This is a genomic window from Metallibacterium scheffleri (genome assembly GCF_002077135.1).
GTDB classification, from domain to species: Bacteria; Pseudomonadota; Gammaproteobacteria; order Xanthomonadales; family Rhodanobacteraceae; genus Metallibacterium; species Metallibacterium scheffleri.
In genome coordinates this window covers 674,496-692,964 of the sequence record NZ_LDOS01000001.1, presented here as the reverse complement: position 1 = coordinate 692,964, position 18,469 = coordinate 674,496, and the positions used below count along the sequence as shown (strand labels likewise).

General features: G+C 63.4%; 13 protein-coding genes and 1 pseudogene. 2 read left to right on the top strand and 12 right to left on the bottom strand.

Features of this window, described 5'->3' with window-relative positions:
* Position 1: 1 nt before the first annotated feature.
* Positions 2–460 (bottom strand): hypothetical protein, encoded by a 459-nt coding sequence (locus Mschef_RS17905; protein WP_197686708.1) that lies wholly within the window; start codon positions 458–460, stop codon positions 2–4.
* 368 nt (positions 461–828) lie between these two features.
* Between Mschef_RS17905 and Mschef_RS03040 the strand changes: the two genes are divergently transcribed.
* Positions 829–3,789, top strand: a complete 2,961-nt coding sequence (locus Mschef_RS03040) for an ankyrin repeat domain-containing protein (protein ID WP_081126341.1) — start codon at positions 829–831, stop codon at positions 3,787–3,789.
* Positions 3,790–3,814: 25 nt separating this feature from the next.
* Here the strand turns inward: Mschef_RS03040 and Mschef_RS03035 are convergent, their stop codons facing one another.
* The gene (locus tag Mschef_RS03035; RefSeq protein ID WP_168708897.1) at positions 3,815–4,132 is read right to left on the bottom strand and encodes an STIV orfB116 family protein; all 318 of its coding nucleotides are present in this window, start codon (positions 4,130–4,132) and stop codon (positions 3,815–3,817) included.
* A 107-nt stretch (positions 4,133–4,239) separates the two neighbouring features.
* Here Mschef_RS03035 and Mschef_RS03030 point away from each other — a divergent pair.
* Positions 4,240–4,520: pseudogene (locus Mschef_RS03030) on the top strand (transposase); the annotation flags it as partial.
* 88 nt (positions 4,521–4,608) lie between these two features.
* Here Mschef_RS03030 and Mschef_RS03025 read toward each other — a convergent pair.
* The 10 genes from Mschef_RS03025 to Mschef_RS02980 all read right to left on the bottom strand — a co-directional run bounded on the left by Mschef_RS03025 (position 4,609) and on the right by Mschef_RS02980 (position 18,461).
* Positions 4,609–6,807, bottom strand: coding sequence for a TIGR03986 family type III CRISPR-associated RAMP protein (locus Mschef_RS03025; protein WP_168708898.1), 2,199 nt, complete (start codon positions 6,805–6,807; stop codon positions 4,609–4,611).
* A 104-nt stretch (positions 6,808–6,911) separates the two neighbouring features.
* A complete protein-coding gene (locus Mschef_RS03020; RefSeq protein WP_081126338.1) occupies positions 6,912–7,376 on the bottom strand; it encodes a hypothetical protein in 465 nt (154 codons plus the stop codon).
* Positions 7,373–8,824 carry an RAMP superfamily CRISPR-associated protein gene (locus tag Mschef_RS03015; protein WP_168708899.1) on the bottom strand — a complete coding sequence of 484 codons (1,452 nt, stop codon included), beginning with the start codon at positions 8,822–8,824 and terminating at the stop codon, positions 7,373–7,375. Before Mschef_RS03015 ends, Mschef_RS03020 begins: the two co-directional genes overlap by 4 nt.
* A 1-nt stretch (position 8,825) precedes the next feature.
* Positions 8,826–10,343 carry a hypothetical protein gene (locus Mschef_RS03010; protein ID WP_081126336.1) on the bottom strand — a complete coding sequence of 506 codons (1,518 nt, stop codon included), beginning with the start codon at positions 10,341–10,343 and terminating at the stop codon, positions 8,826–8,828.
* A complete protein-coding gene (locus Mschef_RS03005; protein WP_081126335.1) occupies positions 10,340–10,942 on the bottom strand; it encodes an RAMP superfamily CRISPR-associated protein in 603 nt (200 codons plus the stop codon). Before Mschef_RS03005 ends, Mschef_RS03010 begins: the two co-directional genes overlap by 4 nt.
* Positions 10,939–12,591 carry a Cas10/Cmr2 second palm domain-containing protein gene (locus tag Mschef_RS03000; protein ID WP_136256386.1) on the bottom strand — a complete coding sequence of 551 codons (1,653 nt, stop codon included), beginning with the start codon at positions 12,589–12,591 and terminating at the stop codon, positions 10,939–10,941. Before Mschef_RS03000 ends, Mschef_RS03005 begins: the two co-directional genes overlap by 4 nt.
* Positions 12,592–12,925: 334 nt before the next feature.
* Positions 12,926–13,393, bottom strand: coding sequence for a hypothetical protein (locus Mschef_RS02995; RefSeq protein WP_136256387.1), 468 nt, complete (start codon positions 13,391–13,393; stop codon positions 12,926–12,928).
* A 142-nt stretch (positions 13,394–13,535) separates the two neighbouring features.
* Positions 13,536–15,458 (bottom strand): CRISPR-associated protein Csx16, encoded by a 1,923-nt coding sequence (gene csx16, locus Mschef_RS02990; protein WP_081126332.1) that lies wholly within the window; start codon positions 15,456–15,458, stop codon positions 13,536–13,538.
* A gap of 173 nt (positions 15,459–15,631) precedes the next feature.
* A complete protein-coding gene (locus Mschef_RS02985) occupies positions 15,632–17,638 on the bottom strand; it encodes an AAA family ATPase (protein WP_168708900.1) in 2,007 nt (668 codons plus the stop codon).
* 526 nt (positions 17,639–18,164) lie between these two features.
* Positions 18,165–18,461 (bottom strand): hypothetical protein, encoded by a 297-nt coding sequence (locus Mschef_RS02980; protein ID WP_081126330.1) that lies wholly within the window; start codon positions 18,459–18,461, stop codon positions 18,165–18,167.
* Positions 18,462–18,469 lie beyond the last annotated feature (8 nt).

Sequence of the window (18,469 nt, the reverse complement as noted above, 5' to 3'; positions counted from 1 at the left end):
CTTACCCACGTGCGTAGCCCCCGTTGGCCATCGGGATCAGCGTGCCGCACTGGCCCATGTAGGGCAGGTCGCGCACGATGTTCTCCCACAGGAAGAGATACTTCCGGCGCGGCTTGATGAAGTGCACGTTCTCGAACAGCACGACATCGATCCAGGTGTTGCGGATCGTGCACTTGGCATAGCCCAGGCGCTCGGCCACCTTATCGGTGGTGATCACTTCGAACTTGGACACGTCCGGCGGCGTCGCGGCAGGACCGAGCAGGTAGGGAATCGCCGACGCGCGGGTGGCAGGCGGATCTTGCGGTGGCACCGCGACCGGCGGATGTGCCGGAGCGGGCGATGCCTGACCGACCTGCTGATGGTTGCGACGCGGCGTGCGATACGATGCACGGCGCGACACGTGCGTGTCCGGTTGCGCGTCCTGAGTAGCCGGGGTCAGCGGCTGGGTTGCGGTTTTCATCGTCGTCTCCTGAGTTGGGCGAAGCGGCTGCTCCACGTGAATTCAAGAAAGCACACGTTTGCGCTGTGGCAAGAGCGGGACGCGCGATCATCATGGACGTCAATCGACGTCGATCGATCTCAACGGCGAAACGGTCGCTGAACGCACTGAATCGCAGGGTGCAGCAATCGCGATGCATGAGGGCAAGCCCGATGCGCCCGCATGGGCTCGGCAATGACCGCGCACGCGCTTGCATGAGTGCGCAGGCGATTCATGGCGCGCAGTCAGTGAACATCCTGGCTGCAGATCACACCTGGCGCGTGACGCATTCCGCCTTGAGGCGATTCACGATGGGATTCAAAGAAGCTTTGCGCTGTTAGCATCACCCGATGCGCGTCCTTCACTACCGTGGTCTCGACACACGACGAGTCCAGAAAGCCTTCGACAAAGTCCGCCAGGCGCTGATCCGCGAGGACTTCCACAGTGCCCAGATCAAGAAGCTCGCGCCCACGCCCTACTGGCGCGCGCGTCTGGATGACAGCAATCGTCTGTTGCTGCAGTTCGTGCGCCATGCCGGTGAGACGGTCTGCCTGCTGCTGGAGGTGATTCCCCAGCACGCCTATGAGAAGTCGCGCTTCCTGCGCGGCGCACGCATCGACCCGGCGCGCATCGAAGCGGATTCCCAGCAGGATCGAATCGACGTCACGCCCGAGCCGGCGGCACCGACGCTGCGCTGGTTGCATCCCGAGCGCAGCGCGTTCGAGCTGCTGGACAAGCCCATCGTGTTCGACGATGCACAGGAGGCGGCACTTCAGCTGCCGCCGCCGGCCGTGCTGGTCGGTCCAGCGGGCTCGGGCAAGACCGCCGTGACCCTGGCCAAGCTGCGTCAAGCCAGCGGCCGCGTGCTCTACGTCACCCTCTCCGCCTATCTCGCGCAGAGCGCCCGTTCCCTCTATGACGCGCACGGCTATGTCAATGAGGATCAGGCGGTCGAGTTCCTGAGCCTCCGCGAGTGCCTGGAGACACTGCAGATCCCGGAAGGACGGGAAGTCCGTTTTGCCGATTTCCGCGGCTGGTTCGAGCGCCACCGGCAAGTTCTGCGCGGCGAACTCAAGGAGTTGGATGCACATGCCTTGTTCGAGGAGTTCCGCGGCGTCATCGGTGCCGCGCCTCGTTCAGCGCTGGATCTGGCGGCCTATCAGGCCTTGGGTGTGCGCCAGTCGCTGATCCCGCAGGGTCCGGCACGCGCGGTCGTGCATGGCCTGTATGGCCGCTACAGCGCCTGGCTGAAGGAGGCCGGCCTGTTCGATCTCAACCAGATCGCGCACGCCTGGATGCCACTGGCCGAGCCGGTGTACGACTTTGCCGTCATCGACGAGGTGCAGGATCTCACCCGCGCCCAGCTGGCGCTGATCCTGGCCTGCCTGAAACATCCGGATGCTTTCCTGTTGTGCGGGGATACGCACCAGATCGTGCACCCGAACTTCTTTTCCTGGGCGGCGGTGCGTGCGCTGTTCTGGGAAGGGCGTGATGCAAGCCCGGACACCACGCAGCCCGTCGCGTTGTTGCGTGCCAATTTCCGCAACACCCAAGCGGTGACCCAGCTCGGCAACCGCCTGCTCAAGATCAAGCACGCCCGCTTCGGCTCGGTCGATCGAGAAAGCAGCTTCCTGATCGAGTGCGCCACCCGCGAAATCGGCACCGTCCAGCTCCTGGACGCCACCTCGGCGACACTGCGCGAGATCGATGCGCGCACACGGACCTCGGCGCGTCATGCCGTGATCGTGCTGCGCGATGAGGACAAGCCCGCCGCCAAGGCGCAGTTCCACACGCCGCTGGTGTTCTCGGTCCACGAGGCCAAGGGCCTCGAATACCCGCATGTGGTGTTGTTCGATCTGGTCTCCAGCCAGCGCGCGGCCTTCGCCGAGATTGCCGAAGGCATTTCCGAGCGTGGTCTGAACCAGGACGACCTGAGCTTTCGCAGGGCGCGCGACAAGGCCGACAAGTCGCTCGAGCTGTACAAGTTTTACGTCAACGCCCTGTACGTCGCGCTCACGCGCGCCAGCGAGAGCCTGATCCTGGTCGAATCCGATCCGCGCCATTCCCTGCTGGATCTGCTCGGCTTGCGCCCGGGTCAGCCGCTGGATCTCGCAGCCAGCCGCTCCAGTGTCGATGAATGGGCACAGGAGGCGCGCAAGCTGGAGCAGCAGGGCAAGCAGGAACAAGCCGATGCCATTCGCGCGACGTTCCTGCAGGCCAAGCCGACACCCTGGAAGCCTTGGTCGGAAGCGCTGATCCGTGAACTGCTGCCGCGGGCGCTGGACCCGCGCGATCCTTCCAACAAACTCCGGCAGACCCTGTTCGATTACGCCCTCTGGCACGGCCAGCATGCCTGGATCGAACAACTCGCGGAGACGACACGCTTTGCGCCTGCCCTCAGCCTCGCGCCGCAAGGCGCCCTCGGCGGCATCCCGCTCACGCGCGGTTTCATCGAGCGCGCCGACCAACCGGTCTTGCGCGCGATCGCCAACCAGCGTGAGCGCTGGTTGCGCCCTTATGCGGCACGCAACATCAAGGAGGTGCTGGCCGATGGCGATCGATATGGCGTCGACCACCTGACACCGACCGGGGGAACGCCCCTGATGTGCGCCGCGCAGGCGGGCAACCTCCCACTGGTCGATGCATTGTTGTCCCGTGGCGCCAGTCCCGAACAGGCTGATGACTTCGGACATACGCCGTGGCTGGCAGCGCTCAATGTCGCCATCGAGGATCCGGGTACGGCGCGCAATGCCCTGGGGAGCTTGTTCGAGCGTTTGGCACCGGGCGCGCTCGATGTGCAGGTCGACCACCGTTTGGTGCGCCTCGAACGATCGCAAGCGGAATACTGGGTGCTCAGCGTCATGCTGGCGGGGCTGAAAACCTTGGGCATGCGCGTCAGCCCGCGACCGCTGCCAATACAGCGCTATCGCCGCGGCTTCTTCGCCGACGCCATCCTGGCCGTGCTGGAAACCTTACCCGAAGCCCTGTGGCCCGCCGCGCGGCGCAAGCGCACCTACATCAACCACGTGCTCGCACGCGCGGAGCTCGGCGCGAACTATCGCCCCTCACGACAACTGTGGGTGCGGGTCCAGCAAGGCTACTACATGCCCAATCCGGCCATGAAGCTGCGCGCATCACCGCAAGCAGACAGCACGACAGGCTGGGTGGATCTGGACAACGCCTTCAACCTGGCCTGGGTCACCACCGGCAGCGATGCATGGCCTGTGATCGGATTGCGTCATGCGATCGCGGCGCCGGGGCCAGCCGAGCAAGTTGTCCAGTGTCAACGGCCTGACCGGCCAGAAGATTGACGCTGTAAGCAGCCTCAGGTCTGGTTCAAGACACGCGTTCAAGCAGCGCGAGCTCATGCGGCCAGGCAGCCAGCTCGGCGTGCTCGAGTATGCGTCCTTCGGGAAGACGCCGCAGCAGGCGCAAGACCAGCGCGGCATCACCAGGCTGCATGCGTACATCGACGCGCTGCATCGGCACGTCGCACTCGAGCAGTTGACCCATGCGCGATGCCGCACCCGCGTGACCGATGGCCGAGGTAAACCCGCACGCTGCGCGCGCACGTGCGGCAGAAACGTCCAAGGGCGTGAAGCGGAACGTGCCTATCGTGGTGAGTACGGGAGAGTTGAGCAGATACAAGGTCATGAGGCGCATCCAGACTGTGATGGATAGGCACAGAATGGATGCGCTTGCTCAGCAGTACGCAAGTGACAAGTTTGCCGCGGATCGCGCCGATGATGCTGTGCGGCGGCTGGCGCCGCGCCTGGGACCGGGTCATCCGGTTCTTCGCATTCCCTCCGGCCGTGCGCAAGGTGATCTACACCACCAACGCCATCGAGAGCGCAATGCACGGCTGCGCAAGATCATCAAGACCCGCGGCCATTTCCCCAGCGACGACGCGGCCAGCAAGCTGATCTGCCTGGCGCTACGCAACATCACCGCCGACTGGGGCCGCGCAGCCAAAGACTGGAAGGAGGCGATGAATCAGTTCGCGATACTCTACGAAGACCGCTTCACGCTGGCACGGCCCTGACCACGGCCCTGTCAGCGCAGAAGCAAAACCGCCTCACACACAAAAAACCTGACACGCCCCATGGCCGCGGAATAACGTCTCTGCGCGCTCAGCCTGCTGGCCAAATCAGCCCGACGATGGTGAGGCGATTGCCCTGCGCCTCGACTTCGACCTCGACACCGGCAAGCTCGCCTTTCTTGCGCAGGCGTTCGCGCTGTGGCTCGGGCAAGGCATCGAGTAACCGTGTGGCTTGCTCTCTCACTGCGGGCTTGCCTTTGCCAGCCAGCGTGGCCGTCAATCGGCAGGGCCCGGGCTCCCATTTGAGTTTGGCATTGGGCCAGGTGTTGAGCGTCGTAGCGTATGCCGTGGGTGCCGTGGCCCCTGCTGGCACCGCCTTATTGTCCACCGAGACAGTCACTGCACCGTGTGGCTTGCCCTGCGTTGGCTGATAGTGCGTGGCAGGGATGTAGCCGCTGGCAACGGCATAGTCGGCCAATACGGAGTTGCCTTGCTTGGCGGTTTGAAATTCGTTGACTTTTCCCTTTGCCTCAAGACGCATATGGCGCAACGGCATGCCCACGGGCAATTTGCAGGCAGCGGCCGGATCGGCCATGGCGCAGAGGTTGAGTAGCTGCGGTGACTGTTCCCACTGAGGGAACGAGGCCTCCATATGTGCCGCGAACGCTGCCACGAAATCGGCGCGGCGCGCTGCATCCAGGGCAGCCTCGGGGATCGCAGGATCGTTCGGAATGAGCCGGCTCTGGTCGGTATCCAGAGTGAAATGCACTTGCCCGAAACCAAACGGCTTGCCCATGCCCAGGCTGTGGCGCAGATGCGTCTTGCCGCCCCAGGTCAGCGCCCAAAGCAATGCGCCCAGCTCCTCCGGCTTGAGGTTGTGAAACACGATGCGCCCGGCAAACCGGCTTTCCGGCGCCAGGGTATGCAACTCGATTTGCACCTTGCGATTCTTGAGTTGCTCGTCAGTGAGCGACTGCACCTGCGCATCGCTCAAGGGCCGCACGGGATACCGCTTGAAACCGCGCAGAGTGGGCGCCTTGGACTGACTACTCTCGAGGTATGTCGCGTACTGGCTAGTCTTGAGCTTCCAATTGCTGGGGTTGGCCTGCTGGGTAATGTAATTGGGAAAATAACTGGGCTTGGGGCCGTTCAAGATCGTAGCGGGCTGCGCAACGGCCTGCGGATTGTCCAAGGCATGCGCCGTTTCCAAGCTGACCCGGCCACGCAATGCATCCGCCTGAGAGTCACCGTTGATGGCGCCGAACAGGAGATCGGCCAGGTCGTAGCCATGCTGAGCGCCGGGCGGTTGCAGATGCTCGCAACTGACATGTTCGATCATGTCGAGGCTGGAAAAATCTCCTGCCAGCTTGGGCATGTAGGCCAAGCCGATGCGAAGCAGATCCTTGTTCTTGACCGTGTCCCGCAAATAGAAAACAGGAACGTCCTCGCCCGCGCGATATTTGTTCTTCCAGTAACCGGGCCAGGACATGGCGGGTTTGCCATCCTCATCGCCATGGATGCGCAGGAAGTCACGCCATGCATCACGAGAAACCTCGATCGCATGGGATGCATCGCGCGCGTAGAACACGAAATCGCGACGCTTGCCACGTGGCTGGGTGCTATCGTTGATCTGGCCCGTGAATACCGGTACGCCCTCGAGGGCACCTTCGAACAGACGTATCGGGGCCTTGGCGTCTGCGCCCAGATCGAAACGCAACGACCGCGGGTTCTTGCCAGCCTTTCGACAGGCCTGGCTCCAAGTCTCGTATTTGTCTTTAACCGAGGTGCGTGTCGCAAAGATCGGCTCTTTGACGCCGAGCGCTTTTTCAAGAGCACGATGGTCAAGCCGCAGCATTTTGCAAGGGACGATCTCCTGCCCGCCATCCTTGCGTCGGCACAGGAATCCGGTCTTCACCCTGTCGCGCACGCGCGTTGCATAGACCGTATCGCTTTTTGAGATGTCGCGCAGCCCTGGGCGCACTTCATCCACCATGCGCATGCGCCCGAAGGCCGCTATTTCGACCACGCTGCGCAGCATGCCCTTGAGGCTGGAACCGGGAATGGCGTAGGTGCCATCGGGCCATTGCAAGGGTTTGACGCTGCCGGGTTTGTCCTGGGTGGCCTTGATCTGCTTGCCGCCGACCAGCAAGGGCGTATCGGCAGTGAGGATGTAATGCAGCTCACCGCTGTAACCATCCTCGAAAGGCCAGTCGTGCGAGACTTCGCGCGACCACGCCGGGATATGCACGCGGGGTGCCAGCGGCACGAAGTTGTAAGGCGCCGAGATCATTTCTCGCGCGCTGTTGTCCTGCCCCTGCGAACGGCTTCCGTTCTGATGGCGGGATGGGCCTTGCGCATTGGACGAATGAGCATTGGGATTGGACATGACGGGCCTCACTCGAAACCGATGAAACAACCGTGATCCTGCACGAAGCCCGCTTCGGCATCGTGCCGCCAGTAACGCCGATAGCGCAGGGTGCCGGTCTTGGGGTCGTGCGCAAGATGCCGCACCTCATCCCACAAGTCATCCCCCGTTGCCTGGTGCTCGAACCGGCTCACCAGCCAGGCGCCGTCGGCATCCAGCGCGATGGCGATCGAGCAGCCCTCGGCATCGACCAGCTCGCCCGCCAGCAGCATGCCCCAGCGTGGATCGCGCACGGGCAGCTCGCCGTGCATGGCGAGCTGGTACGACTGGAACTGCAGCCAGCCCTGACGCGGTGCATGCTCAGCCAGATGCGCCCATAGCTGCGCCTCGCTGGTGCAAGTCTGCTGTGTCATGGTGTAGCTGCCGGTGTGCATCTCGGGAAGTTCCGGGATGCGCGTGCGCAGTTTCCGATAAGACTCGATTAGATTCGTCATGCCGCCTCTCCCTGCAATTGCGCGGATGGATCCAGCCAAGCCTGCAGTGGGCCGCTGAGCCGGCCGCAGAAGAACCCGTTGCCCGTGGTGCTGCGTGAGCCCAGTGCCAGCCGGCCCTCGCACAAATCACGAATCGCCAGATGCAGGGCGGCGCGCGTATCCGCTGACCGCAGCCGTTGCGTATCCAGCGCCAGCTCGATTTCGATGACGCCGCCCAACACCACCTCTTCGTCGTACAGCACGCGGTCGCGCACACCGCCGGTGAAGCGATCGATGGCGTTGTGCATCAGTTGCGCCAGCTTGACCTCGGACACGCTGACAAATGCATCGTCGATATACAGGCAGCCAGCCTTGCCGAAACCTTCGTCGTCGTCCGCGCTGGCGCCGTTCTTGGCTTCGCCGAACAGGTCGACCACCGCGCCGGGCTTTTCGTCCAGGTCGTGTGCGGTCTCCGCTGCGGCGCGCCACGTGTCGGACAGACGCCGCGCATGAAACGCCATGCGATGCGCCAACGCACCCTTGATCGAACTCGCCGGGACCAGCAGCATGGCGGGCGTATAACCTCCGGCACCTGCGGCCCAATCGATGCGCGATTCAACCACGGGCAGAAGGTCCGCGGGTTTCTCGGCGCCGCTCGGCGGCGCGTCGCCCTGACCGATACGCCACGCGCCGCGCGGTTCCAGGCGCAGCGTGCCGCGCAGCCAATCGGCTTGTTCGGCAGGCCGTGGCGTGGGCGTGTAGGCCGCAAGGCCACGCCAGTCGTTCAGGTCGCGTGACAGATTTTTCAACCGGGCGCGATCCGCAGCCTGCTCCATGTCGAGCCGTGCGATGGCAATGTCGACGGTTTTCAACCGGCCCAGGCCCGCGCGCGTGGCACCGCCCACGCGCAGACCCGGGTGGGCAAGCAGGCTCAGCAGGCGATCAAACTCCGTGTCGTCGTGGCCGGCGCCGGACCACAGGCGCAATTCGACAATGAATCGGTTGCCGGCAGGCAGGACGGCGCGATCGAACTTTCCGGTATCCGCCGCTGCGCCACGATGCGTCAGACGAACCCGGTTGCGGAATACGGGCGCATCCACCTGGGCCAGCGCCGTGGCGAACAAGGGATCAGACGTCAGGCGCTTGGCCGCATCGCCCAACAACAAGCCATCGGCGACACGACCCTGGCTGTCGCACAAATGCCCCCAGGAGACAGCCACTCGCGAGGGCGCACCCTCGCTGCCCGTCTGGTGGCCGAACAACGCATCAGCGGACGCCTCGCCGTGACGACCCAGCCACAGATGGCGCAGGACGCCGGCCAGTGCCGTGCCGGGGATGGCGGGCAACCCATTGGCATCGCGCACCAGCGCGGTATCGAACACGTTGTCCGGCTGCCCCGTGCTGATGGAGAGCGGGGTGACGGCCTCGAGCTTGACGCGGGCAAGCAGCAGAACCGATTCGCCAGCCATTTCAAACCCTCCTGTTGTCGATGTCATCGCGCACGCGATGGGCGATGCGCCGAATCAAGTAGGCATATTCTTCCTTTGTGCGCGACGCGACTGGCAATTGCACTTTCAGCCAGTCCGCAAGCTTCTGCCACTGTTTGTCCACCAGCACTTCGATGCTCCAACCCTCGCCACTGGCTTTGATGATGGCCTTGTCATCCTCGAACAGTTGCTTGTACAGCGCCGCGCCCGAATGCACGCGCGCGGCCTCGAACACACGACCCCACTGCGATCGGGAGGGTCCGAAAGGCAGCTTCTCGTCGAGACCTGCGGCGCGGCGCGCCGCCATGATCCGCTCACGGATCTCGCTCGCCATGTCTTCGGCTTTCTGCTCAACGCAGATCTTCCAGCTCTTATCCTGCTGGGTCAGCCAGTGCAGCAAGGGATGGCCGGGTGCGACTGGAACAGGCTCCGAATCGGACTCCTTGCGTTCGGCAAACCGTGGGTGCAGCTCGGCCAGCAGAGGCGCATCGGCCCAGACCTGGCCAAGTCCCGACTCGCGATGCAGCCCCAGCCCTGCATGCAGGAGATTCCGCAATGCCTGACGATCGGCGCCGTCGGGCAATACCACCGTGATCACGCCCCCCGCATTCAGCACCAGGCGCTCGCGCTCATAGCCGTGTCGCGCCGTGTTCCATGGGCTGTAACAACGCCGCCGCACGAAGGTTTTGCTGGCATCCAGACGAGTGCCGCGTGGAAACCCCAAGGCCATCAAGTCGATGGCATGGGTGGGTTGACGCGCCCGATCACAAGGCGCGAGATCGGACAGCAGCCACAGGCTCATGCGTGTCGCATCGGCAGAATCGGCGTGCTCGAAGGCCGGCAGTTCGTTGACAGGCGGCCGGGCCAGCGCGCGACCGAATTCGGCGGAGCGCGAGCGCCCCAGCAACAACGAACCGTGCAGGGCGCCGAGTACCTGTTTGAACAGATCCGCGTCGAGATCGTCATCGGCATCGATGCAGGCCATGAACGACTGGCCACGCTGCAGGGCGTCATAGCCGAACAGTGCGGCCTCCATGGCGCGTCCGCTGGCTGGATCGATCGCGGTCTTCATGCGCAGTCCATGCGCAGGCTTGCTCCGGAACCCATCCGCATGCACGTAGCCGTTGCGCATGGGCTTGACCTGTGGGTCAGCAGCACCGGACTTGTCATGCAGGAAGTTGAAGATCTGATCCGACAACAGATAGTCCTTGGAGTCGTCCCTGCTCTGCAGCCGTTCCTTGGGCTCATGCCACGACAACGGCAGCGGATAGCCCACGCTATGGCCATCCCAGGGCAGGCCATTGCCAAAGCGCAGCTTGCCGGAATGGAACACGCGCGCCGCATCCGCCGGACCGAGCGTGCGATAGACGCGCGCCGCGGCGGCGCCAAGCAACGCGCTTCCGGGAACATGCGTAAGCGACGCATGCCCGCCTTCAGTCGCGGCGCTGGCACTGAAGACGCAATCGTCGAGAAGATCGATCTGCAAGGCTGCGCGTCTCATTCGGCATGCTCCAGGCTCAGTACGGCCCGCCCCAGACCACGTGTGCGGTGCGCGCCAACGGCATCGATCAGCGGCAGCACGTCGCGCAGGCGTTCGTGCCAGTCAGGCGGTGGTGAATCGGCGTCGGCGATGGCCTCGATGCGTGCATGCAGCTGCAGGGGAATCGTGACCTCGATGCCGCGCAGCGAATGCTCCTTGGCGCTGCCCGTTTCGTGATCGACTGCCGTGCTATGCAGGCTTCGAAACAGGCGGGAGATGTGGTGTTTGCCGTTTGAGCTGGCTACCAGGTAACGGGCCAAGCTGCTGTCCATGCGGCCATCGCTGACGCGCAGGCAACCCGGCCTGGGCACGACACCCGGTTCAATACGCTCGCTGCGCTGCCCGAACAAATGCTCGGCCAGGCCGGCGTAGCCGTCCCAATTCCAGGCCTCGGCGCGTTCGAGCGCATCGCGCAACAGCCCCTTGATATGGCGTCCCGGCAACACCGGCAGGCCGGAGGGGTCACGATGCACCAGGGCATCTACCACGGCGCCGCCGCTGCGCCCGGTGCCGGCATGCCAGTATCCGAGCACGTCGATCTTCAACGTCTGCGCGCTCATACTGCCGCCTCCAGCGCGGTGGCCGACTGATCGCTGTCCGCGATTGCACAGCACCGCGTATCGTTGCCCGCGCCGTGCAGGGCGAGCACATCGCCCAGCGGGCTATGCCGCAAATGCTCGCGATCGGGCGGACCATAAGGCAGATCCTTGATCCTATCGACATTGCATCCCAGCAGCTTGCAGACCCACTCATCGAAGCGTTGCAGAGTCTCTCGCTTGTTGTCTTGCATCAACTGACGCCAGCGTCGATAACGCATGCGCGCATCCGCCGGAGCCAGTCCGACCAGGGTCAGCAATTGCCGCGTGGGGCCACGTGCCATGTCCTCGTCCCCCAGCAGGTGCTGCAAGGAGAGCAAGTCGCCCAGATTGGGCTGCTGCGTGTCGTCGAGAAAATATGCGGGCAGCACATTGCGATAGACGTGTGCATCCCCATCGCCATCGCCTCGATGCGTCAGCTCGTGACGCAGCACCTCATCGTAATCGTCGACCAGGCTGCTGGTGATGCGATGAAACTTGATGCTGCTGGCCGGCACGGCGTAGGTGCCGGCCTGCTGCTTGGCCAGATCTTTCGCGCGGCGCATCAGGTCTTCGCTGAGATCGGCGGCCATCGAAAACGGCTGGCTGGCACCCATGTAGACCAGACCGATGCCCAGGGTGAGTTGCTGCGGCAATCCCGCCACGTCGAACCCAGCCAGTTTCTGCTGCAACAGGCGCCGACTTTCGGATTCGAAAGCGCGCGCAAAAGCCAGGGCATAAGCCAAGGCAAGATCGGCGCGCACCAGCACGGTGACATCGTCCCCGCCCAGCACGATTGGACGTGCCGCCAGGCAGTCCGTTGCGCGAACGCGTGCGGGTAGCAAGACGGTTTCGGCTGCGTGACGCGCCGCCGTCTGGATACTCGCATCGAGTGTGTCGGAAAACCCCTTGAAGATCCCGATGAACTGGTCCGGTCGCGCTTGAGCTGCGGCGCTCAGGTTGCGCAGGATCTGGCCCATGCCATTGCCATCAGCGTGAATCAACGCCACGGTGCGCAAGTCACCTGCAAATGGCATGGACTGCTCACCCGCCTCGAGATTCGTCGGCCAGTCGCGCCAGCCAACGCCCGGCGGTGAAAAGCGCGTGATGAAACCAGCGTGATCGGGCCTCGAAAATGCCTTCTTGCGCGCACTCGCAGCGTCCACGGGGCCGTCGTGCCGATCGAGCACGCTGGCCACAGCGCCGGTGCGCCGATGACGTGCCGCGATCGGCGCTGCTGCCGGAATTTGCAAGGGTCGTGCAGCGGCCTGGTCCACGGACTTGCGCGCATTCCGGAATGCATCAAGTTCACTCTGGCCGTGCCCGCGCGATACGCTGAAGCCTAGCCCGGGCGCCCAGTGTTGCACCGCCAGCACCCACAGCGCCTCGAAATGGCGCAACAGAGCCTCGTCCGCGCAGAACGCATAGAACGCGCCACCCGACCGGCGCGAAAACCGGATCGCCTGTTGCGCATCGCAGGACTGCAACACGCAATCGAGCAGGTTGCCCTCGGCGCTCTCATTGGTCATCAGATCGATCAGCTCGCTGCCGCCGATCAGATCGCGCAGGCGCCCGCTTTCAGCGATCCAGGATTGGATTGAATTGAGCTCGAACAGCACGGCGTGGTTGGTCATGAGGGCTTCCTTGGCTGCTGGATCGTTGCAGTTGCTGCCCGCGCGCAAGAAGGCAGCACCCAAAGATTCCGGTGCATTGCCACTGCACGCATGCGCGCAAAAATCAGGCAAGAAAAAACGGATGGTGGGCGCGGGCTCAGCACCCCGCCGGATGATTCGGCTGTGTACGCATCAGCCCCCTGCCTGCGTCGCATGATTGAGCGTATCTCCCCACCTTGCCGCGCCGCAGTGCGGTGAATGGCAGGATCATGGCCCGATGAGTTGGGGACAAGTATGGGCGGATAAAGTTCCGCGACGCAGGCCGGATCCGCGCCTCTTGTTGTACGCGCTGCGTTCATGACTCGCGCTCGATCGTCTGCAATAACTCGCGCCATAACCCGATCACTGCAACTATGACCCAACCCAGCCAAACCCACTGCATGCCGGGCCACGCCATGCACATCAGGTTGCCAACCACCCCAACGCAGGCGACGGAGTAGCCGAATCGGCCGTGGTCTCCGTAAATGCCCGGCAGCATGACTTGCAGCATGAAACCCGCGCTCACGCCATCGAGCACGGACCCGAGCAGGCCCCAGCCGCACACCAGATTGGCCGCGACGGTGGACAGCATCAGCGCCGCCAGCGCCACATGCCAGCGCCAAGTGCCCTGCTCGGCCTGGTTCCGCGCACGCGTGCGCCAAGTCAGCGTCGCGATACCGTCGGCCAACACCGCCAATGGCGCGCGCCACGGCGATCCTGCCGAGTCAACCGTGCCGGGGTTTTCCGGCGGTTGTCTGGATTGCGGTGCTGCGGAACGGACCACGATGCGGATCCTCCTGACGGAGAGCTGTGCGCCGACATCATCGGCTGGTGCGCAGTGTGCTTGCGCCTCTCGGCGCTGCGCTGACCGGCAAGTTTGCTGGCCATGACCTCGGGACCGCGCTGGGCCACCTGGACAACCCGGATCAACGCCGCCGCCGACCACTCCACGGTGCGGATGGCTTGCTGCTGGCCATACCGCCCAGGCCTTTCTGCTCCAGTTGGCGCATTTTGTCCTCGCTCGCGGGCGCAGCGGGGGCGTCAGATGGCGCTGCTTGAGCCGCGTCGGAACCAGCACCATCGGCCGAGGAAACGCGTTCGTAGAGCTTCGATTTGGCGTCGATTTTCTGCTTCGCGTCCTTTGAAATCTCGAGCACGCGCGCCGCATACCCGTCGTCGCGCGGCATCGAGCCACGTCCTGCGTCGATCCACTCCTTGAGCTTGCGCGCGAAGTGTTGAAGAGGCTCCTTACCCTCACCAGACGGTTGCGCCGAGAACACCTCGATGCGCTTGTCCCTGGCGCGCTTTTGGTCATCATCATCCAGCGCGCGCGCTGTAACCAGCCAGTTGCCGCTGAAATAGTGGCCCAAGGTATGGCCCACCGAATCGAGCTTGTATACGGTGTCCTGTGCCTTGGTACTTTTCTTGCCGCCGCCCTTGTCGGACTTGCGCGCAAGATTGGCCGCCTTGACCTCGATCAGCAGGGTGCGATTGCCGCTGACGATGAGCGCATCGAGTTCGTTGTTCTTGCCGCGTTCGCTGCCCACTTGCACACCGCAGGCCCAGTCGTCGGGACCGGCAGCCTCGATCAGACTGGCGACATGCGCCTCCAACCACGAACCCAACAGATAACCGATTTCGGAAGGTGCAGTGAACTGCAATTTGACCCCTGCGTCGCTTGTCTGCGGCCGTGTACGCAGCACACCGGCCTCAGCCAGGTGTGCGCCTAATTTGCCGCTGATTTGCTTTGCCGCAAAGTCATCGCCAGGCAACACGATGAAGTGCCCCCGCGTGGCTTGCTCGACATCGTGCTCGATTCGCCACACCCCCTGTTCCGATTTCTTCTTGCCGCGCTGTAATTCTTCCATCTGTGCGACCAGCGCATTGAACAGCGCAAGCCTGTCCGGATTCCCCAGCAGGTAGCGATGCAATTGAGTGCGGCTCATCCACTTGCGAAATACGGACGATGCGCTGTCGCACCCCGCATCCGGCTTGCCCGAGGCCAGCACTGCGGCACGCACATCGAGCACGGCACGCATGGGCTGCAGCGGCCGCGTATCCGGGGTCAGATGCTCGATGCGGCCCGCTGCCGTATCCACGTACACCGCATCGACTGGGGCGCCATTCCTGGCTGCCTGCTGTCCGGCATGGGTCAGTGCCATCGACATCAGCTTGGTGCCGCCGGTCGCATTGAGCACGATTTTGTCGTGGCCAATCTCCAGCAAGTAGTCCAGCAGATCGCGTGTTTTGGCATCCAATGTTGCATAACCCGTGCTCTCGAAGGGAATTTTCCCGATTTTATCCGGCCGGCGTGGTGCGTCGTTCAGGAGTTTCTCCAACTCATCGGCGCGCTCTCCCATCTGATCTGACGCAGCCAGCAACACGCATGGTGTCGGCGCATGCAGATAACCCAGATAGTTCGGCATGATCTCGCCACTGACCAGCATCACAGTCACCGCTGGTCTTGGCGCATCCGCAGTGCGCTGGCGCTCTGCTTTCACGGCATGCTGGCCATCCTTGCTGACCCTGTAACGCGTCAGCGTGGCGCCAAGCTTGGCCAGCTCGGTAGCACTAAGCTCCTTGCGCCTGTCCTGCGGCGGGACGTGCAAGTCCAGTGCCCAAAATGCGATGCCGCGCGATTCGAGCGCTGCCGCCACATTCATCGGCAAGGTGCCCATCACCACATCGCCCGGTTGCAAATGCTCGGGGTCGATGTTCTCTACCGCTTGATCGATGCGATGCGGCAGCTTGCCGCCCTTCGCATTCATGATGCGCGCCCAGCGCTGGATGCGCTCGTGCTGCGAAACAAAATAGACCGTCATGTCCATCCTCCCCGTGGTGGACACCATGCCCGGGGGAGCAAGGCGCCGCGTGCGTCGGTGGCAATCGGATGCGAACGCTCTGCGACAGCGAAGACGCCACCCGCATAGACATACACTTGTACGCCAAGTTCAAAGCGGATTGAAAAACGCTCCGGCACATGGATAGGCCATGGCCGGCTCGGCGGTCGTTGCCTCAGCCGTCACTGCAACACGATTTCGTTGTGCGCGGCAAGCAGGCGCTCGCGCGTCACGCATTGCTGCGCGGTGTGGTTCTCCATCGCTGCCGTGACCGCATGGTTCACGGCCAGCTTCAGCACCGCTTGTACGTTGCTGATGGTCTGCCCCTGCAGCACTTCGGCGGCCATCTCCACCCAGGCATCCGCATCATCGCCTACGAACGCATGCCTGGATTGCGCCCACTCGCGCAACATGGCTCGCAGCGGTTCCGGGCTGGGCGCGCCGAAAAGCAGCTTCTGCTCGAAGCGACCGCCGCGGAGTGCCGCACTGTCCATGCTTTCGATGCTGTTGGTCGCCGCAATCCACACCACATCGACCAGCATGCCACCCGCGCCATCGATCAGTGTCAACAGCTCGTTGGTTGCGCTCTTGTTGGATGAATAGGACCGCTCGCCCAGAATGTCGTCGGCCTCGTCGATGAATACGATGGCAGGGCGCAACTCGCTGGCCTCCTTGCGCAGCGCATCGATGGCGTTTTCGCTGGTCAGGTCGCGGCCATTGCGCACGATGAACGTCCAGCCGCACTCGGCGGCCAGCGCCATTGCTGTTGCGGTCTTGCCTGTGCCCGGCGGGCCATAGAAAACAATGCCCTTTGGCAGCGTGCCACCCCGGCGCTCGATCTCATCGACTTTCATCAGTTGCGTCGCCAGGCGCTGGATTTGAATCCGCTGAGTCGCGTCCATGTGCATCGACTGCAGACGTTTGGCGCCTTCGGGAGCGCCGCCGCGACGGCCCTGCACGTCGCGCAGCGCGCGGTAAAACGTGTCGTAGCTCAATGCGACGGGTGCGTTGTTCTGCTTCCCTCCAGAGCCGATGACTTGGGTCCGGCCAAGCTTGCACGCGCGTTCGGTCACCTCGCGGATACGTGGCACATTAAAGCCTGCCCAGCGCCGCACCAGCCGTTGCAGCGTATCGTCATCGATGCTGCTGCCGTAACAGCGCAGGCCTTCGTTGATCAGCTCGTGGCGTGCCACGGCATCGGGCAGTGGCACCTCCAGCTTGAAATCAAAGCGCCCCTCGCGGATCGCAGCCGGGTCCAGGCGCTTGATCAGATTGGTCGCAGCCACCAGCAAGACGCTCTGGCTGCGCAAGGCGACCGCAGCGGCCAGGAAGGTCGCCACGATGCGCTCGTGCTCTTCATAGCCGATACCTTTCATGCTCTCGCGGTCGCGCAGCAAGGCGTCGATCTCGTCGATGAAGAGTACACATGGCGCTTGTTGCCTGGCGCGGTCGAACAGCAGTTTGAGCCTCTGCGTGGTCTCGTTGATCCACTTGCTGGCCATGTCGCCAACGTTGACAGCGATGATCGGCAGCCCCAACTCCCCCGCCAACGCCTCGGCCATCAGCGTCTTGCCGCCGCCCGGCGCGCCGTGCAGCAGGATGCCGTTCTTTTTTTCGTCGCGCCAAGCATTGCCGGCATCGGCGAGGGACCGCTTGAATTCCGCGTAACCCAGGATGGACTTGAACGTGTAACGCGCACGCACGGCGACAAACTCCCGTAGCGTCTCAGGGTTCGGCGTTGCCTGGACCTGCTGCGCCACCGGCTGGGCCACGTGTTGCGCCTGTGCGGTCGGCTGCTCGGGCTGCGCCTGTGGCTGCGTGACGGGCACCGGCCAGCGGGCGATGCGCAATGCCAGAACCATGCAAATGTTGGCCAAGGCCAGCGCCGCCATCCAGTGCCAGGCGGTGATCAGGTGCGCCAGATCCTGCGTGCGCACCAGCGGGTTGCTCCAGTCGGTGGGATTCAGATAGCGACCCGGTTTGCTCATCAAATACGGGTACAGGATGCTGCCGGCCAGCAGCACCACGCCTGGCATCAGCGGGGTGACATCGACATGATCTCGCAAGTGAATCAACTGCAGCAGCAACTGCAGAGCGACCGCCGCTCCCAGACCCAACAATGCCACCAGATAGAGCGTGAAGTCGCTCACGCCGAAGCTGTTGGGGTTCGCGCGATGCAGCCAGACCATGCCAAGAACCACACCAAGCATCGCGGTCGGCGTAAACAGCTGCGGCAACACCCAGTGGTGCTTGCTAGGGTCTTTTCTCTCGAGTGCGGTGATGAAAACCGCTCCGTAAAAAAAAATGAACGCACCTGCCAAGAGGCATATAAACGTCAACAGCTTGTTGATCGAATTGTCACCCCACGCATGTCCTGTCTGGATGTACTCGTAAGGAAACCTCGTGAAGCAATACGCCACAAGCGGACCGAGTAGCGCAAGTAGAAGCCCGCGCAACGTGAAGACCGGCAGTACGCTCGACAGCTCGCGCTGAAGCAACAACCAGACGTTGTGCTGTTTCATGGGCTGCACTGCGTGTTCTCCTTATTCAGTTGGGCTGGTCGATCGATATGCCAATCATGTCCAGTTGTCTGGCGTATTACCTTGCGGTGCAAGCTTTCACCGCCTGCGAACCCCGGAGATGGCACGTCCCTGTGCCTGCGCAGCGGTGGCGCTGCGCTCACGCCGTCGTGGCGTGCCCCCTTTTTCATATGTGTTATCCACCCCCCTGGCTGTAGCGCACAGCCGTCTGATTGCACTGCACTGCCGCCAGCCCCGCCCAGACCACGCATACCGGCCATGCGAGCAGGTAGAGCCAGAACCCCAGTCCCAGCGTCATCACGCCGATGAGCGGGATCAGCACCACATAGACCGCCAGCATGATCAGCGCGCCGGCCAGCGTTGAATAGAACATCCCCAGTGGACCGAAGAACAACGCCAGCAGTGCGGCCGCGAAAGGCGACTTGCGCGGCGCCACGATGGTCACGTTGATCGAGCTGTTGGTGTCCGACATGATGATTG

Excerpts from the sequence above, each read along its gene's own strand:
- Mschef_RS17905 (WP_197686708.1), bottom strand. The coding sequence starts at position 460 with ATGAAAACCGCAACCCAGCCGCTGACCCCGGCTACTCAGGACGCGCAA.
- Mschef_RS03040 (WP_081126341.1), top strand. The coding sequence starts at position 829 with ATGCGCGTCCTTCACTACCGTGGTCTCGACACACGACGAGTCCAGAAA.
- Mschef_RS03035 (WP_168708897.1), bottom strand. The coding sequence starts at position 4,132 with ATGACCTTGTATCTGCTCAACTCTCCCGTACTCACCACGATAGGCACG.
- Mschef_RS03025 (WP_168708898.1), bottom strand. The coding sequence starts at position 6,807 with ATGATCTCGGCGCCTTACAACTTCGTGCCGCTGGCACCCCGCGTGCAT.
- Mschef_RS03020 (WP_081126338.1), bottom strand. The coding sequence starts at position 7,376 with ATGACGAATCTAATCGAGTCTTATCGGAAACTGCGCACGCGCATCCCG.
- Mschef_RS03015 (WP_168708899.1), bottom strand. The coding sequence starts at position 8,824 with ATGGCTGGCGAATCGGTTCTGCTGCTTGCCCGCGTCAAGCTCGAGGCC.
- Mschef_RS03010 (WP_081126336.1), bottom strand. The coding sequence starts at position 10,343 with ATGAGACGCGCAGCCTTGCAGATCGATCTTCTCGACGATTGCGTCTTC.
- Mschef_RS03005 (WP_081126335.1), bottom strand. The coding sequence starts at position 10,942 with ATGAGCGCGCAGACGTTGAAGATCGACGTGCTCGGATACTGGCATGCC.
- Mschef_RS03000 (WP_136256386.1), bottom strand. The coding sequence starts at position 12,591 with ATGACCAACCACGCCGTGCTGTTCGAGCTCAATTCAATCCAATCCTGG.
- csx16 (WP_081126332.1), bottom strand. The coding sequence starts at position 15,458 with ATGGTGTCCACCACGGGGAGGATGGACATGACGGTCTATTTTGTTTCG.
- Mschef_RS02985 (WP_168708900.1), bottom strand. The coding sequence starts at position 17,638 with ATGGTCTGGCTGCATCGCGCGAACCCCAACAGCTTCGGCGTGAGCGAC.
- Mschef_RS02980 (WP_081126330.1), bottom strand. The coding sequence starts at position 18,461 with ATGTCGGACACCAACAGCTCGATCAACGTGACCATCGTGGCGCCGCGC.